Source organism: Brucella grignonensis, from assembly GCF_002252505.1.
Lineage (GTDB): Bacteria > Pseudomonadota > Alphaproteobacteria > Rhizobiales > Rhizobiaceae > Brucella > Brucella grignonensis.
Window position 1 is genome coordinate 139147 of record NZ_NNRL01000148.1, and the last position, 17401, is coordinate 156547.

Genomic DNA, 17401 nt, shown 5'->3' on the forward strand with positions numbered 1-17401 from the left:
GCGTTGATATAGATACTATCTGGAGAATGAACATGACGAGTATGACTCGCCGCCGTCTGCTGACGCTTGGTGCAAGTGCTGCTGTTTTATCCATTACTCGGCCTCTTGAGGTCTTTGCGCAGGATGCTCATCAGCAGCATATGCAGCATGGTGCACCCACAGCACAGACTTTGCCTATTCCGACCTTATTGGAGCCGGATGCTGCGGGCATCGTAAAGCTGAAGGTTCAGAAGGGGCGCCATTCCTTCACTGAAGGGAGCGATGCGGCTTCTGCTGGAATTAACGGCACTTATCTTGGTCCTGTCGTCCGCTTGAAGAACGGAGAGGCGGTAACGCTCTCGGTTGAGAATGGCATGGATGAGGATACAACCCTTCACTGGCACGGTCTTTTCGTACCTTCCGTTCTGGATGGTGGGCCGCATAATGTGATTGCTGCAGGCAGCAGCTGGGAGCCAAAAGTTACTGTCAATCAGCCTGCATCGTTTAACTGGTTCCATCCGCACTTGCACGGTAACACCGCCCGACAGGCCCACATGGGCATCGCCGGGTTGATGATTGTCAGCGATGGTAAGGATGGTGAACGAGGATTGCCTGAAACCTACGGTGTTGATGACATACCGCTCGTCTTGCAGGATCGCAGAGTTATCGAAGGTGATAAGGTTTACCAGCCCGATATCATGGATCTGATGCACGGTTTCCGGGGTGACAAGTTAATCGTCAACGGAGTGATCGCACCGCAAGCGCGTGTTCCCGCATCTGTTGTACGGTTGCGCATTCTGAACGGTGCCAATGCGCGGAACTTCCATATCCGCCTGAGCGATGATCAGCCGTTGCATGTCATCGGATCGGATGGCGGCTATATAAGCAAGCTAGATCCAGTTGAGCGCCTGACGATCAGCCCTGGCGAGCGCTATGAAGTTCTGGTCGATTTTTCCAAATCGAAAGATACGCTTGATTTGCTGACGGCCAGTGACGACAGCGGTGGCGGCGATGTGTCTTTGATGCAGTTCATTATTGATGACAAAATCAATGGCGCAATCAAAACCTTGCCAACGAAGCTCGATGGCCCTGAGAATCCCGACGAAAAGCTTTCGGTGCGCAGACGGTCGTATTTCTTTGATGAACGCATGGCCGAAAATATGAAACTCATGATGGGTGGCATGTCGAGTGATCCCCATGCCGGGCATAATATGCCAGCTATGAGTGATCACGACATGCATTCGGGTCGGAGCAATTCCGACTCCGGACCTGCTTTGCAGGCTTTGACATCAGGCGTTCAGATGGCGATTGCTGAAAAACCTTTCGACATGAGCCGTATTGATGCCGAAGTTAAGCTTGGATCATGGGAAATCTGGGAGCTGACGACGAAAGAAATGGCGCATCCATTCCATATCCATGGAGCGTCATTCCGCATTCTGACGTTGAACGGGGAAGCGCCACCGCTCCATCAATCAGGTTGGAAGGATACGGCGTTGATCAATGGCAAGGCCGAAGTTCTGGTTCATTTTGATCGCGAAGCTATGCGAGATCATCCATTCATGTTCCACTGCCATGTGTTGGAACATGAAGACGTCGGCATGATGGCGCAATTCGTTACGACCTGATTCTGAATACTCTGCGCGTCGGCAAAAACGCTGGCGCGCAGTTTAAATTTAGCCCCAGTTTTCGATGCGGAGTTTTGAACCGTCAGAGAAGCGTGAAATATGGAACGGCAACGGATCGACAACTGGCGTTTCACCGCTGACCATATCTGCAACCAATCGTCCTGCACCGGGGCCGATGCCAAAGCCATGCCCGGAAAAACCTGTGGCAATGATTAACCCATCAATGCCGGGCAGGGGAGAGATGACCGGAATAACATCCGGCATAGTGTCTATGAGACCAGCCCACTCCTGGGCAATTGTTGCAGATGCAAAGGATGGAATAGCGGCCTTGAGTTTAGCCAACACTGCCGCATTTGCAGCACGGTGCGGCTCAGGATCAAGCACGCGGATTTTTTCAAAGACCGAGACCTGATCTGCTGGTCGGAGCCTCCACTGGAAAGCTTCTTCAAAAAAGCGCTCGCCAAAACGGAAGCGCAGGGATTTCCATTCGGTTGAAAGCGACGGAAGGAAATCGCGGAAGAAACGGAAACTGTCTGGCACGATATCCGCAATAGAGCCGCCGAGGCTTGCGACCGTATAACCGCCATCAAGCCGCTTGCGCAATGCAAAGTCCGAAAACGCAACTGCCGGATCGACATTTGCTTCAATAGGGGCAGTGCGGAACACCGATGATTTTACTTTGAGTTGCGGAAGGCGAGCCTTGAAATCTGATATGATCAACCGCGACCAGGCCCCGCCTGCAACGACTATCGCCTCACAGGCAACGCGGCCTTTCTCGGTGAGGACTGCCGAAACGCGACCATTGGTTGTCTCTATGCCGCGCACCGCGCAGTTTTGCAAAATGACGGCACCCAGCTCCTGCGCTTTGGCGGCAAAGGCTGGCACAGCTTTCTGTGGCTCTGCACGCCCGTCGAGTGGGGTGATCATGCCGCCTTTGAGCTGACGCGTGAGTCCGGGAGTAAGGCTGGCCACCTGTTTGCTGCTTAAGAGTTCTGTCTCGATGCCGTGCTCGCCCGCGATTTTAATCCATTGGGCGTAGCGCTCGACTTCCTCTTCTTTCTCGGCGGTATAAGCGATGCCGGTGATGCGAAAACCGGTTTCGCGGCCCACACGTTCATTCATACCTTCCCAGAGGCGCATACTCTCGACAATCAGCGGCATTTCCCGACTATCGCGACCAGTCCGGCGGCACCAGCCCCAATTGCGACTTGATTGCTCGCCTGCAATTTCACCTTTCTCAAACAGAGCGACAGGTATCCCGCGCTCGGCCAGGAAAAGGGCTGTCGATACTCCGATCACACCACCACCGATAATGGCCACCTTCGTTCCCTGTGGCAAACGCTCAGCGGTTGCCACCTTGTCGGTGATCGGCCCCATGATCAGACTCCTGCAATGCGAATATCGAATTTAGACGGAAGCAACATTGCGCGATTTGCAAGCTTATTCAACTGGATAGTGCAGCAAATTATTGCGTCTTCAAGCGTGTTTCTGAAAATGCCTGACACCTTTGGTCGGGTTTTATTGGCAAAGTCGTTCAAGTGCATTTATATGCGGTTCGATGATAACAAGACTCTCGGCCTCATCTATGGACGCACGCACGCAAAAAGACACCAGGCTTGGTGAAGATACGACTCCAGCGCTAACGCTTTCGGGCATTAGTCGCCAATTTGGAATAGTGCGTGCCGTTGATGATATTTCGCTTGATGTTCAGCAGGGAGAGATCATCTGTCTTGTCGGTCATTCTGGCTGCGGCAAGACCTCGCTTTTGCGGATTATTGCAGGGATCGATGCGCCGGACGAAGGTCAGCTTGCCATGGGTGGCAAGACGCTGGTCAGCTCCTCCATCTTTGTGGAACCAGAAAAACGCAATATAGGCGTGGTGTTTCAGGATTATGCGTTGTTTCCCCATCTGACCGTGAGGGAAAATGTGCTGTTCGGTTTGCGCGGGATGCGCAAAGACGAGGCGAAAGCACGAGTTGATGAGTTGCTCGCGCTGGTTGGCCTTGCCTCGATGGCGGATCGCTATCCGCATATGCTTTCGGGTGGCGAGCAACAGCGGGTCGCACTTATCAGAGCACTGGCACCAAAGCCTGATCTTCTGCTGATGGATGAACCTTTTTCCAATCTTGATCGCGGTTTGCGTGCCCGTGTGAGAAGCGAGACGATTGCTTTGCTTCGCGCATTGGGTACGCCGGTCATTATCGTCACGCATGAGGCCGAAGAGGCATTGTCCACAGGCGATCGCGTTGTACTGATGCGCTCTGGAAAGATCGTTCAGGCTGGTTCTGCGCGCGAACTTCATAACCAGCCTGCAACGCGTTATGCCGCCGACTTCTTCTGCGATTTCAATGCTCTTGAAGGCAAGGTGAACGGTTGTGTCGTCCAAACGCCTGTCGGAGTATTCATGCTTCCGGCGGATATACGATTGGACGGAGATGTTGCTGTCTATCTACGTCCACGGGATATCGAGGTCGTATCTTGTGGGGCGTCTGTAAAAGATAGATTGAACGGTCGTATCGAAAACCGCATCTATTTGGGCGAAACAGAGGAGCTTGCCGTTCGACTGAATCAACAGGACTTCTGTCTTCGTGTTCGAACGGATCAGCATGTTGCGGACGATGCAGCGTATGTCACGATACAGATCGACTGGAGTAAAGCGCTGATTTTCCCAAAAAAATGAGTAAATAACTCATATTTCTCAGTGCGAATTGTTGACCCCGATGTACCACTTCCTATAATCTGACTGCATTACTCATAGTTTCAAATGAATAAAATTATTCGGAGGTAAAATGCCTAAGATCGCGCGTGCTGGATTGGCTCTAATGGCAGCGACGTTTCTCTCAGGTGCAGCGAATGCAAATGAGGTGAACATTTATACGACGCGTGAGCCTGGTTTGATCCAGCCTCTGCTGGATGCCTATAAGGAAAAGACGGGCACCACCGTCAATACCGTTTTCCTGAAAGATGGCCTTGCCGAGCGTGTTGCATCTGAAGGCGAAAAATCGCCTGCCGATATTCTGATGACGGTCGATGCAGGCAATCTGGTTGATCTCGTCGACAAGGGCCTTACCCAGCCGGTCGATTCTCAAGCTCTGAAAGATGCGGTGCCTGAACAGCTCCGCGATGCCAACGGTAACTGGTTTGGTCTGTCGATGCGCGCGCGCGTTGTTTATGCAGACAAGGATCTCGAACTCGACAAGATTACCTATGAAGAACTGTCTGACCCAAAGTGGAAAGGCAAGATCTGCATTCGCGCCGGCCAGCATCCCTATAATACGGCTCTGATTGCCGATTACATCGCTCATCACGGTGCAGAAAAGACCGAAGAATGGCTGACTGGCCTCAAGGCCAATCTGGCGCGTAAGGCAGCCGGCGGTGATCGAGACGGCGCCAAGGATATTGTTGGCGGCATCTGCGATATCGCAGTCGCAAATTCCTATTATGTCGGTCTGATGCGCTCCGGTAAGGGGGGCGACGAGCAGAAGGCGTGGGGTGATGGCATCAAGGTCATCCTGCCAACCTTCCAGGATGGCGGAACGCAGGTAAACATCAGCGGTGCAGCTGTTGCCAAGAATGCGCCAAACAAGGACGAAGCCGTCAAGCTTCTCGAATACCTTGCTTCGGACGACGCTCAGCAGCTTTATGCAAAGGCAAACTACGAGTATCCGGTCAAGGCAGGCGCTTCGGTTGATCCAATCGTTGCATCCTTCGGCGAACTGAAAATCGACAAGGTTCCGCTTTCGGAGATCGTAAAGCATCGCAAACAGGCCAGTGAACTGGTCGACAAAGTCGGCTTCGATAATTAAAAGCTGATTGACACTGTATAAGCAACGCCGGTGCAAAACCATTGCGCCGGCGTTGTAACATGAGGAAAGCATGCCGGAACCTGTGCAAGCCACATCGTCACCATTCATGCCTTATCGCACCCGTTCCGGGCGCAGCTGGTTGTGGTTTTCCGGGCTGATCGCGCTGTTGGTTTGCCTGCCTGTTCTGGCATTGGTTGTTGAAGCGTTTCGTGGCTCTTCCGGCTTTTGGGGCCATCTGTTTTCAACGATTTTTGCGACAGCCTTCACTGATACGGTTATCTTGCTGGCTGGCGTCGGGTTCATCACAGCGCTGGTCGGTACGTCCGCTGCATGGCTTGTAACGGCTTATGATTTTCGTGGGCGTGGTGTGCTCGAATGGGCGCTTTTGCTACCCCTCGCGGTACCTACCTATATTATCGCCTACGCCTATCTCGATATCCTGCATCCGATCGGGCCGATACAAAGCGCGATCCGCTTTGTGCTGGGCTATGAGACGCCACGTCAGTTCCGCTTGCCGGATATAAGATCGATGACCGGTTGCATTATCCTGCTCGGCTTCGTTCTCTATCCTTATGTCTATATTCCGACGCGGGCGATGTTTCTCACACAGTCCGCCAGCCTCATTGAAGCAGCACGGACATTAGGCGTCAGCCGAAGAGGGATTTTCTGGCGTGTGGCATTACCGCTGGCGCGCCCCGCAGTGGCTGTCGGTGTAAGTCTTGCTTTGATGGAAACACTCAATGATGTTGGTGCCGCCGAGTTTCTTGGCGTGCGGACGTTGACGGTTTCGATCTACACAACATGGGTCACGCGCTTTGATTTGCCGGGTGCCGCACAGCTGGCTTTGGCGCTTTTGCTACTGGTCGTGGCGCTTGTATCGATTGAGCGTTGGGCGCGACGCAAGCAACGTTTCTCGTCCAACATTCGTCATTCACGTGGGTTTGAGCCGCTTAAGGTAAGCGGGATCAAAGGTCTTTGGCTGTTTGTGTTCTGTGCTGCACCAATTATCGTTGGCTTCGTTATGCCTGCGACCTATCTCGCCCTCGAAGCAGTCAAACGTATGCGCTTTGCGGGCATATCTCCGCGTCTTGCCAGTGAAGCATTCAACACGGTGATACTGGCTTCGGTCGCAACCATTCTGGTTTTGTTGTTTGGCATGGTGGTGGCTTATGCGATGCGGCTCTTTCCCGGCACAGCATCGCGCTGGTTTTACCGCTTTTCGACGATGGGCTATGCAGCACCCGGGACCGTGATTGCAATCGGCATCATGATCGTTTCAGGTGCAGTTGATCGGCTAGTCGATGGCGTCTTCAGTTATTTCTTTGGTCTATCGACGGGGTTACTGCTGATCAGCACAGGCGCCGCCATTATCTACGCTTATGCGGCGCGCTTTCTGGCAATTTCTGCCGGAGGCATAGATGCGGGGCTCGAACGTATTCCACAATCGCTCGATCATGCTTCGCGCACGCTGGGGCGAGGAGTTACTACAACCTTCTTCCAGGTACACCTGCCGCTTTCCAAAACGGCAATCGTTGCCGCTGGGCTTTTGGTGTTTGTCGATTGTGTGAAAGAACTACCTGCAACACTTCTGTTGCGCCCGCTCAATATTGAGACTTTTGCTACCCATCTTTATGGCGAAGCCGCGCGTGGAACCTACGAAGAGGCTTCGGTTGCAGCATTAGCAATTGTGGCAGTCGGCATATTGCCGGTTATTCTGCTTGCGCGTGTCGGGCGCCGTTTGGGCAGCCGACAGAGTTAACAGCGGAAGTTCTGCAATATCAAATTGTTACAAAGCCGTTATGTATCGCGACTTTAACGCAGCCATACTTGCCTGCTTCCGAAGTTCCATAAATCCAAAAAATCCAGCTCTATCAAGGGCTTTGGAGTGGTGCGTCGATGCGGCCTGGTCCAGATAGCTCAATGATTTCAACACGATATTTCGCGTGAACGCAATAATATGTGACTGTATTCTGAAGGGGTTTCCATGCTTCTACCACGTTGAAGCCACAAAGCGAAAGCTGAATGGGCACATGGAAACAACGTCCCGGATTTAGACACGATAGCCATACGGGCTGGTCTTATAAATTACGGGCATGACTTGGATGATGAAAACAATGCTGGATACGCAACAATGGCTCCCGGTCGAGTTGCTGAATATTGGTTTGGCTGCCGCCGTTTTCTTCGCCTGCCTTGTGCACTCTTTGTGGAAGGCGGTCTTTGATGAACTCAACCCCGTTTTCTGGCGCCGCACTGCGGCAGTTCTTTGGGCGGGTGTTGTTATTGTCGCTCTGAGCAGCGGAATTGAAAGCTTCAACTGGCCAATGATTGTTGGTTGGCTGATGGTGGCTGGCGGCGTCGCTGCAACAGCGATCCGTACAGGTATGGGCTATTATCGCCAATATTCGGCGCATAATGTGCGCCGTACCAAGTTCACAAATCCGCGCTTTTCTGGCCCGCGCTTTTTCGGACGGTGATAGCCATGTTTACAAAGACTGTTCAAATGCCTTTGCGGCAACACCGTCCGCATAGTCTGCGTTCGTTTTTTATCCGCGCTTTTGGCTCTGCACGATACCGTAAATATTCGTAGAACGCGCGCCCGAGCGGCAATAGCCCAGAATAGGGCCTTCGGCCTCAGCGAGAGCAGAGGCCATCTCATCGACATTCTCTTGGGTCAGCTGGCCGCCAACAACCGGAATGTAGTAGGTCTTGATGCCAGCCTTTTCTGCGACTTTGGCAACTTCGGCAAAGCTCGGCTGATCATCGCCACCTTCGCCATCGGGGCGATTGCAGATGATCGTCTGGAAGCCTTCTGCTGCAATATCACGGACGTCATCCGGCGAGATTTGTCCAGTGACTGAGTAATTGTCATCGATCTGCCGAATATCCATCGTCTTTTCACCTATAATATAAGTTGCCGAAAGGCTCATTTCCGGTTGGCTGGTATAGCTTGTTATCGGCTTGATCCGCAAGTCTTGAGCCGCTGGACTTGCCTGCTGCAGAGGTGTTGGATAGTAATTCCACATGAGGGCAGAAACCATAGGCGGCGGAACGACATGACGATGCAGAACATCAGCCAAAGTGTTCCGCGTCTTGCTCGTCGTGAAACCGGTTTTCACGAGAGCAACCGTGACGTTCCGGAAGAAGTGCCCGTAGCCATGAGCTATAATGGCACGACGCATGCTGTCATGATGGCCACGCCCAATGATCTCGAAGATTTTGCAGTGGGTTTCAGCCTGACTGAAGGTATCATTTCCAACATCTCTGAAATCGAAGATTTGCGCATTGAGATCTTTGAAAAAGGCATTGATGTTCAAATGCGACTGGCTGTGCAGCCGGGCGATGCGCTTGCCGCTCGTCGCCGCTTTATGGCCGGGCCAGTTGGCTGTGGCTTGTGCGGAATCGATTCCATTGATCAGGCTTTGCGACCGCTATCGGCGTTGTCAGCTGACAGTTTACGGTTCAAATCCGGATCGATCATTGCCGCTATGGGCGCTTTGGGTGGTTCGCAGAAGTTGAATGCAGAAACGCGGGCTGTGCATGGTGCGGGCTTCTATATTCCAGGCGAGGGGCTTTTTGCCGTTCGCGAGGATGTCGGACGGCACAATGCTTTAGATAAGCTTATCGGCGCAATGGCGCGTGCTGACCGGCCTGCGGAGAAAGGTTTGGTGGCGATTACGAGCCGTGTCTCAGTCGAGATGGTCCAGAAGGCTGTTATTCTCGGCGTACCACTGCTTGCAGCGATTTCAGCGCCAACAGCGCTTGCCATTCGCACAGCAGACGAAACCAATCTAACGCTCGTAGCGCTTGTCAGAGGCGATGATTTCGACGTCTATGCTCATCCTGAGCGTATCGTAAGCGAATAGCCGACCTCGCAATCGCAAGGCCAGCCAATCTTTACTATACGAGTGCTGCAATACGAGCGCGTTCGCTAACAATCTGCAAAGCTGCATGCGCGGCTTCAACACCCTTCACCTTGAAATGGTTGAAGAAGAAGTCGTGATGCTCTTTGCTGTCATGGTAATGATGCGGGGTGAGCGATACGCTAAGCACCGGAACTTCGGTCTCAAGCTGTACCTGCATCATACCGTTGATGACGGCAGTGGCGACGAAATCGTGACGGTAAATGCCGCCATCGATCACAAATGCAGCGCCCACAATGGCAGCATAGCGACCAGTCTTGGCAAGGGTCTTTGCATGAAGCGGGATTTCATAAGCGCCAGGAACGTCGAAAACTTCAACTTCCACGTTGCTGCCGGTTTTTGCAGCGAGTTCGGCAATGAAGCTCTTACGCGCTTCGTCAACGATGTCCGCATGCCAACGAGCCTGAATGAAGGCAATTTTGAAGGAGGTCTTGTTCGGATAGCTCTGGTTCATAGGTTCCTCACGAAACTAGAATCAGGGCGCACAAAGGAACGCGAGCCACGCCGAATTAAGCGCAACCAAACATTCTTTCGCTCTCTTCCATCCGGACTTTAACCGTCGGCTCCGGCATCTCACCGGATCTGCTGACCCTGAAACAAACAGCCGAATCGACTTTCCATCGCAGGCGCTCGCGGGCTCAAAGATCGCTCTTCATACCGCCGGTGGGGAGTTTCACCCCGCCCCGAGAACAAACCCGCACACCATTGTGCGAGCGACTGGAAATTATGCATTCCGGCGGATAATGTCTAGTCTGTTCACAGTAATTTTATACTACCTTAAAAAGCACAACGCGTTGCGTTTTGCCGATTTTCCGAACTAAGCAACGTTTTGTCATCAGAAATATGGTGAATGAACCAAGTATTTAATTTTACTGGGATATTTGGTCAATTTTTTCAACCATCGACACGCTTGAATTGAATGTCTCGATTTTTCTCATCTAATCCATATTGACACATATCCCGTATTTGAGCCTATCCTAAGAACACATCTTGTCTTGCAGATGATTTTCATTCAAAAAAGACAACGTTGTCAATCGCAGAAGGAGCTGCGAGAAACACAGTGGGATGGAGGTCTCAAAGCAGATTGAACGATCTTCTGGGTGTGCGGGCCTGATGCCTGACGACAGCATCCGACGAAATTTTGTTTTGTAGAGTTCTACGGGAGGTAGACACATGCATAAGTTTTTCAGAATGGCCGCGATGGGCACAGCTGCCTGTGCAATGCTTGCAGCAATGGCACCTGTGACAGCCAGCGCACAGGACAAGCAGAACGTTGAAGTTCTGCATTGGTGGACAGCTGGCGGTGAAGCTGCGGCACTTGATGTTCTGAAGAAAGATCTCGAAGGCAAAGGCATCAGCTGGACGGATATGCCAGTTGCAGGCGGCGGCGGCACAGAGGCCATGACCGTTCTGCGTGCCCGCGTTACGGCAGGCAACGCGCCAACTGCAGTGCAGATGCTCGGTTTCGATATCCGCGACTGGGCGGAGCAGGGCGCTCTCGGCAATCTCGATGAGATTGCTGGCAAAGAAGGCTGGGACAAGGTTATCCCGGCACCTCTGCAGGAATTTGCCAAATATGACGGCCACTGGATTGCAGCGCCTGTAAACGTTCATTCCACCAACTGGATGTGGATCAACAAGGCGGCACTCGATAAGGCTGGCGGCAAAGAGCCAACCAACTGGGATGAACTCGTAGCGCTTCTCGACAAGTTCAAGGAACAGGGTATTACCCCGATCGCTCACGGTGGTCAGCCATGGCAGGATGCGACGATTTTTGATGCCGTCGTGCTCTCCTTTGGCCCGGACTTTTACAAAAAGGCTTTCGTTGATCTCGACCCGGAAACTCTGGGCAGCGATAAGATGAAAGAGGCCTTCGATCGCATGACCAAGTTGCGGTCCTATGTGGATGACAACTTCTCCGGTCGTGACTGGAACCTTGCTTCGGCAATGGTTATCGAAGGCAAAGCTGGCGTTCAGTTCATGGGTGACTGGGCAAAGGGCGAATTCATCAAAGCCGGTAAGAAGCCAGGCGAAGACTTTGTCTGCATGCGTTACCCGGAAACACAGGGTTCTGTAACCTTTAACTCCGACATGTTCGCGATGTTCAAGGTTGCTGAAGACAAGGTGCCTGCACAGCTAGAAATGGCGTCAGCCATCGAAAGCCCGGCATTCCAGTCGGCCTTCAACGTGGTCAAGGGATCGGCTCCAGCACGTACCGACGTGCCTGACACCGATTTTGACGCTTGCGGCAAGAAAGCTATCGCCGATGTGAAGGAAGCTGCTGAAAAGGGCACCATGCTCGGTTCCATGGCTCATGGCTATGCAAATCCTGCTTCCGTCAAGAACGCCATCTATGACGTCGTAACACGTCAGTTCAACGGCCAGCTCTCGTCTGAAGATGCTGTCAAGGAACTGGTTACGGCTGTTGAAGGCGCCAAGTAAGCAGATAAGGGGCGTCCGGGACACAGCACCCGGACGCTCTCATTACATACGCTATAATTCATTGAAAATAATGGCTTAATACCGCCGCAATACCTGCGCTCCAAGGTCTTGTTCTAACGCGTGTCTGATCCGAAAATCATATTTTATTTTTCGAGATGCGTTTTTAAACAAGCTGGCAGCACGAGGCGGTAGCTTAAACAGGATGGCGCAGATATGCAGCGTAACAGCCGACTACAAGAACTGGTGCCCAAGCTGGTTCTCGCGCCGAGCTTCTTGATTGTTCTCGTCTTTGTATATGGATTTATTATCTATACAGGCGTTCTTTCTGTCACAAACAGCCGCATGTTGCCGTCCTACGGTTTTGTCGGTCTGTCAAATTATGAAAAGCTCTGGGCATTGCCACACTGGTGGCGAGCGGTCACCAATCTTGCGATTTTCGCCTCGCTCTACATTATCATCTGTTCGGTTATCGGCCTCTTTTTGGCAATCCTGCTCGATCAGAAGATCCGTGGAGAAGGCTTTCTGCGTCCGATCTACCTTTATCCCATGGCGCTTTCCTTCATTGTGACGGGTACGGCGTGGAAATGGTTTCTCGATCCGGGTATCGGTCTTGAGCACACAGTTCGACTATGGGGCTGGGAAGGTTTCACCTTCAACTGGATCAAGAGCAACACGATGGCAATTTACTGTCTGGTGATTGCTGCTGTCTGGCAGTCATCGGGCTTTGTCATGGCGATGTTCCTTGCAGGTCTGCGTGGTGTTGACAACGAGATCATCAAAGCGGCACAGATCGATGGCGCTTCGACTGGAACAATCTATCGCCGCATCATCATTCCTTTGATGCGCCCGGTGTTCCTGTCGGCTTTTGTGGTGCTCGCGCATCTTGCAATCAAGGCCTATGACCTTGTAATCGCCTTAACTGGCGGCGGACCTGGACAGGCGACTGAATTGCCCGCGACCTTCATGTATTCCTATACGTTTACCCGCAACCAGATGGGTATAGGTGCATCTTCGGCAATCATCATGCTTGTGATGATATTCTCAATCATCATTCCGTATCTCTATTCGGAAATTCGCGGAGGGTCACGCTCATGAGTGTTCAGACCCAGGAAAACGCGATCAACAGTGGCAAGCTGACACGCGCTTTGATTTATTCTGCACTGCTGCTGTTTGCAATTTACTATCTGCTGCCGCTCTACGTGATGCTGGTGAATTCGTTCAAGCCGCTTGAGGAAATTCGCCAGGGCGGTATGTTGGGCCTGCCACAGCAATGGACGATTGAACCTTGGCTTTCGGCGTGGTCCACCGCACAAATCGGTGTGCAGCCCACAGGCCTCAAGCCATTCTTTATCAACTCCATCCTGATGGTTGTGCCTGCGGTTGCGATCTCCACGGTTGTTGGCGCATTGAACGGTTACGTGCTGACGAAATGGCGCTTCCGCGGCTCGAACATCTTCTTCGGTTTGCTGCTGCTTTCATGCTTCATCCCGTTCCAGATTGTCCTTATTCCGATGGCGCGTGTTCTTGGAATGCTTGGTATTGCGGGCACGATCTGGGGGCTGATCCTTGTTCACGTGGTCTATGGTATCGGCTTCACGACGCTTTATTTCCGCAATTACTATGAAGCATTTCCGACCGAACTGGTGCGCGCAGCGCAGATTGACGGTGCGAGTTTCTTCCAGATTTTCTGGCGCATTCTGTTGCCGTCCTCCGGTCCGATCATCGTCGTCTCGGTCATCTGGCAGTTCACCAATATCTGGAACGACTTTCTATTCGGTGCGTCTTTCTCCGGTGCAAATTCAACACCTATGACAGTGGCACTCAACAACCTCGTTTCCTCCTCCACAGGCGTCAAGGAATATAACGTTCACTTTGCCGCTGCCATTCTGGCCGCGCTGCCAACACTGATCGTTTACATTGTTTCCGGGCGCTACTTCGTGCGCGGTCTGATGTCCGGTGCCGTTAAGGGATAAGTCTGACATGTCATTTCTGAAAATTACTGATCTCTATAAGTCCTACGGCAACGTCTCGGTTTTGAAGGATATCAATATCGAGATTGAGGAAGGCGGCTTTCTGGTACTCGTAGGTCCTTCAGGCTGCGGCAAGTCCACATTGCTGAACACGATTGCTGGTCTTGAGCCGATTACGTCCGGCGATATTCTGATCAATGATCGTTCTGTTTCCGGCTTGCATCCTTCACAACGCGATATTGCGATGGTGTTCCAGTCCTACGCGCTTTATCCGAACATGACGGTCGCTGGAAATATCGCTTTCGGCATGGAAATTCGCAAAGTACCAAAGCCAGAGCGCGACAAAGCCATTCAGGAAGTGGCAGATATTCTGCAAATTGGCCATCTGCTGGACCGCAAACCAAGCCAGCTTTCCGGTGGCCAGCGTCAGCGCGTTGCCATGGGGCGTGCACTTGTGCGCAATCCGCAGGTCTTCCTGTTCGACGAACCATTGTCGAACCTGGATGCCAAATTGCGCGTGGATATGCGAACCGAGATCAAGCGTCTGCATCACCGCATGAAGACAACAATCGTCTATGTGACGCATGATCAGATCGAAGCCATGACACTTGCAACCAAGATTGCTGTTTTGAAAGACGGCATCCTGCAGCAGTTCGGTACGCCAGCGGAAATCTACAACAATCCGGCCAATATGTTTGTCGCCGATTTCATGGGTTCGCCCGCGATGAACCTTCTTCATGCGAACATTGAGAAGAATGGTTCAGAGCTTGCTGTCGTGCTTGAACAGGGCGAGGGTGAAACGCTGAAACTTCCGCTGAAAACGGCACCGCAAAGTCTCAGTGACTATGTGGGCAAGCAAGTCATGTTTGGCATCCGCCCCGAGGCATTAACGGATCCCGATGGAGCGGATCGGAACGCTCATTCGGTGGTTGAAGGCGAATGCCTGATTGATGTTGTGGAACCAGCCGGATCGGATACATTCGCTGTGACGCGCATCGGTGGTAAGCAGGTTGTCGCCCGTCTGCGCGCGGATGCTCGCATTGCTGCTGGCCAAAGGTCGCTACTTGCTTTCAATCTCGACAAGTCGGTATTTTTTGATCCATCAACTCAGGGTCGGATTTTATAACGGTTCATTTAATCGGGCTATTCCTTGGAATAGCTCGAGCCGTGAATATGATTAGCTTCTTATGCATGGAAACTGAACGGAGAGTTCATGTCATGCATTGGAAGATCAAACTGGCAATCATGTTGACAACCACCGTCATGTCGGGCGTGGCTCATGCTGAGAGTAAAAGTCAGTATGAAGCTTTCAGCACGCATTTAATTGCAGGAGACAGAACGACAGTTTTGCTGAATCTTGATGTATGTCAGCAGAAATCCGGTAGTAAACTCAAAGGAAAGTCTATTCTCGGTGGTGTCGTTGTGCAGTCTTTTATCAAGCTCTCGAATCCCACCCAGTCGATTGTATTTTCAGACGCGCATATGATAGTCCGTGAAGACTTGACGCCTATCCTTGAGTTTATCCGGTATCGTGTAATGCCCGATGATAGCGCAACGATTACAGTTCAAATTCTCTCTCCAAGAACATACGACGCTATAACCGAGAAAAAGGTTTTCGATTGCAAACTGGGTGATGGTCTGACTTTTGCCTATGGAACGAGGCAATAGCTGCGCACCATTTGCATTTAGGGCCTATCACCCAAAAGTCCTTTCGCACTTTTCGGGTAGGCTTCAAATCAAAAGGGTGCTCCCAAAAATTGAGAGCACCCTTTTTCATGCTTGCCTGGAGGGCAAAATTCTATCGTGTGGATGCTGCGTCTAACGCAGGAAGTCCAACCCAAGAAGACCGATTGCCAGTGCGGTATTCAGCGAAATGATCATCATACCATAGACGATCGCTGTTCTTGTAATATCGCTCATTTTTCTACCTCCTTGAACCGCGACGCCTCCACATCGGATTCTAAAGCTCGAGAACTGTAACGAAATGTAACAGCCTGTTATGGGCAGCGCAACCCATTTTACATAAATGTGAACGCGTGTAACGGGGCGTGAAAACGTTGAAACTCTCCCCCGGAGTTGGCTGGCTTTGCGCCAGTCACCGCATTGTGACGTCAAATTAACTGGTAAATTCCGCGCGGACGCTACATAAAACAGCGGTTATAATTGACTAAAAAGTCGTCTTTAATTCTCTGCTTTTATTCGGATTTTCATCTTGAACCGGATCGTTCCACTCGTGTTGGCAATTGCTCTTTTCATGGAGCAAATGGACTCGAATGTTATTTCAACATCGCTTCCCGCAATTGCTGCTGATATCGGCACCAGTCCGATTGCCTTAAAACTGGCATTGACGGCTTATCTTGTCTCCCTTGCGGTTTTTATTCCAGTGAGCGGATGGATGGCAGACCGATTCGGTGCCAAGAACGTCTTTCGGGCAGCGATTGCGATATTCGTTGTCGGCTCGCTGGCCTGTGCTGCATCCAACTCGTTGGCCGCTTTTGTTGTCGCACGGTTCCTGCAGGGAATGGGTGGCGCGATGATGACACCGGTCGGCAGGCTGGTTCTTATCCGCTCGACACCCAGAAGCGAACTTGTTTCCGCAATGGCCTGGCTCACCATCCCCGCGATGGTTGGACCTTTGGTTGGCCCGCCGGTAGGTGGCTTCATAACGACATTTTTTTCATGGCACTGGATATTTTTGATCAACGTTCCGATTGGTGTGATTGGCATTTGGTTTGCAACCCGATTTTTGCCCGACAATGATGAGCGGATCATCAAGCGCCTCGACTGGCCGGGGTTTTTCCTATCCGGCATTGCGATGTCGGGCGTAGTGTTCGGCTTATCGGTTGTAAGCCTTCCAGCTTTGCCGCCAGTGATTGGTGTTGTGACTGTAGTTATCGGGTTGGCCTGCTCGGTCCTTTATATCTTCCATGCGCGCCGCGTAAGCGATCCGCTGCTCAACCTGAAACTTTTCGATAATCAGGTTTTCCGCTCTGCAGTTTTCGGCGGCAGTGTGTTCCGACTGGGTATCGGCGCAATTCCATTTCTGCTGCCGTTGATGTTCCAGCTTGGTTTTGGGATGACACCGTTTCAATCAGGCATGATGACCTTCGTTTCTGCGATAGGGGCCATCAGCATGAAGTTCGGCGCCAAGCGTGTCTTCAGTCTCTTCGGCTTCCGCCGAACACTAATGTATGGTTCGCTGATTTCAGCGGCATTCATCGCAGCAAACGGTCTATTCTTTCCTGAAACGCCCTATGGCTTCATCGTAGGCTTTCTGTTGATTGGCGGCTTTTTCCGCTCGCTGTTCTTTACCGGTGTCAATGCATTGGCCTTTGCTGAGATCCCGGATGCCAAGACAAGTCAGGCGACGCCAATTACAGCCGTTGCCCAGCAGGTTTCGATCGCACTCGGTGTTGCAATGGCTGGTGGAATTCTTGAAATAAGCACCGCTCTGCGAGGCGCTCCACTGCAACTCGCTGACTTTCATACTGGCTTCTTTGTGGTTGCCGCTATTTCAGCCACAGCCTTCTTCTGGTTTGCAAAGCTGGCGCCAGATGCAGGACGCGAGCTTTCCGGTCCGACAACAATCAAATCCAAGAGCAAAGAGCGTACAGCTTTGGAGGCCGCGGACTCTGCCAACGGCAAATGAAAAAAGCGGC

Annotated in this window: 15 protein-coding genes and 1 riboswitch; of the genes, 12 read left to right on the forward strand and 3 right to left on the reverse strand. The window is 52.0% G+C overall.

Annotated elements, in window-relative coordinates; all coding sequences use genetic code 11:
* Nucleotides 1–32 precede the first annotated feature (32 nt).
* Nucleotides 33–1604, forward strand: coding sequence for a multicopper oxidase CueO (gene cueO, locus CEV33_RS03745; RefSeq protein WP_094539113.1), 1572 nt, complete (start codon nucleotides 33–35; stop codon nucleotides 1602–1604).
* 48 nt (nucleotides 1605–1652) lie between these two features.
* On the opposite strand, the gene CEV33_RS03750 is transcribed toward cueO, so the two are convergent.
* Entirely contained in the window at nucleotides 1653–2981 is a 1329-nt protein-coding gene (locus tag CEV33_RS03750; RefSeq protein ID WP_094539114.1) for an NAD(P)/FAD-dependent oxidoreductase, read from the reverse strand.
* 208 nt (nucleotides 2982–3189) lie between these two features.
* Between CEV33_RS03750 and CEV33_RS03755 the strand changes: the two genes are divergently transcribed.
* From CEV33_RS03755 to CEV33_RS03770, 4 genes are all read left to right on the forward strand, one after another.
* Nucleotides 3190–4284, forward strand: coding sequence for an ABC transporter ATP-binding protein (locus CEV33_RS03755; protein ID WP_094539115.1), 1095 nt, complete (start codon nucleotides 3190–3192; stop codon nucleotides 4282–4284).
* Between the two features lie 109 nt (nucleotides 4285–4393).
* Entirely contained in the window at nucleotides 4394–5410 is a 1017-nt protein-coding gene (locus CEV33_RS03760) for a Fe(3+) ABC transporter substrate-binding protein (RefSeq protein WP_094539116.1), read from the forward strand.
* Between the two features lie 70 nt (nucleotides 5411–5480).
* Nucleotides 5481–7169, forward strand: coding sequence for an ABC transporter permease (locus CEV33_RS03765; RefSeq protein WP_235818356.1), 1689 nt, complete (start codon nucleotides 5481–5483; stop codon nucleotides 7167–7169).
* A 334-nt stretch (nucleotides 7170–7503) separates the two neighbouring features.
* Entirely contained in the window at nucleotides 7504–7884 is a 381-nt protein-coding gene (locus CEV33_RS03770; protein WP_208620154.1) for a hypothetical protein, read from the forward strand.
* Between the two features lie 69 nt (nucleotides 7885–7953).
* On the opposite strand, the gene CEV33_RS03775 is transcribed toward CEV33_RS03770, so the two are convergent.
* The gene (locus CEV33_RS03775; protein WP_094539118.1) at nucleotides 7954–8298 is read right to left on the reverse strand and encodes a TIGR01244 family sulfur transferase; all 345 of its coding nucleotides are present in this window, start codon (nucleotides 8296–8298) and stop codon (nucleotides 7954–7956) included.
* A gap of 165 nt (nucleotides 8299–8463) precedes the next feature.
* Between CEV33_RS03775 and fdhD the strand changes: the two genes are divergently transcribed.
* Nucleotides 8464–9273, forward strand: coding sequence for a formate dehydrogenase accessory sulfurtransferase FdhD (gene fdhD / locus CEV33_RS03780; RefSeq protein ID WP_094539119.1), 810 nt, complete (start codon nucleotides 8464–8466; stop codon nucleotides 9271–9273).
* A gap of 34 nt (nucleotides 9274–9307) precedes the next feature.
* Here fdhD and CEV33_RS03785 read toward each other — a convergent pair whose 3' ends face one another.
* Nucleotides 9308–9784, reverse strand: coding sequence for a 6,7-dimethyl-8-ribityllumazine synthase (locus CEV33_RS03785; RefSeq protein ID WP_024896316.1), 477 nt, complete (start codon nucleotides 9782–9784; stop codon nucleotides 9308–9310).
* Nucleotides 9785–9859: 75 nt separating this feature from the next.
* Nucleotides 9860–10025, reverse strand: a riboswitch (FMN riboswitch).
* A 478-nt stretch (nucleotides 10026–10503) separates the two neighbouring features.
* Here CEV33_RS03785 and CEV33_RS03790 point away from each other — a divergent pair.
* The 6 genes from CEV33_RS03790 to CEV33_RS03815 all read left to right on the forward strand — a co-directional run bounded on the left by CEV33_RS03790 (nucleotide 10504) and on the right by CEV33_RS03815 (nucleotide 17391).
* The gene (locus CEV33_RS03790; RefSeq protein WP_024896314.1) at nucleotides 10504–11772 is read left to right on the forward strand and encodes an ABC transporter substrate-binding protein; all 1269 of its coding nucleotides are present in this window, start codon (nucleotides 10504–10506) and stop codon (nucleotides 11770–11772) included.
* A 213-nt stretch (nucleotides 11773–11985) separates the two neighbouring features.
* On the forward strand, nucleotides 11986–12867 hold the full coding sequence (locus CEV33_RS03795) for a carbohydrate ABC transporter permease (RefSeq protein WP_024896313.1): 882 nt from the start codon (nucleotides 11986–11988) through the stop codon (nucleotides 12865–12867).
* Nucleotides 12864–13745 (forward strand): carbohydrate ABC transporter permease, encoded by an 882-nt coding sequence (locus CEV33_RS03800; RefSeq protein WP_024896312.1) that lies wholly within the window; start codon nucleotides 12864–12866, stop codon nucleotides 13743–13745. The genes CEV33_RS03795 and CEV33_RS03800 overlap by 4 nt, the downstream gene beginning before the upstream one ends.
* 7 nt (nucleotides 13746–13752) lie before the next feature.
* Entirely contained in the window at nucleotides 13753–14868 is a 1116-nt protein-coding gene (locus CEV33_RS03805) for an ABC transporter ATP-binding protein (RefSeq protein WP_094539120.1), read from the forward strand.
* A gap of 92 nt (nucleotides 14869–14960) precedes the next feature.
* On the forward strand, nucleotides 14961–15410 hold the full coding sequence (locus CEV33_RS03810) for a VirK family protein (protein ID WP_167388115.1): 450 nt from the start codon (nucleotides 14961–14963) through the stop codon (nucleotides 15408–15410).
* A 544-nt stretch (nucleotides 15411–15954) separates the two neighbouring features.
* Nucleotides 15955–17391, forward strand: coding sequence for an MFS transporter (locus CEV33_RS03815; protein WP_094539122.1), 1437 nt, complete (start codon nucleotides 15955–15957; stop codon nucleotides 17389–17391).
* Nucleotides 17392–17401: the final 10 nt, after the last annotated feature.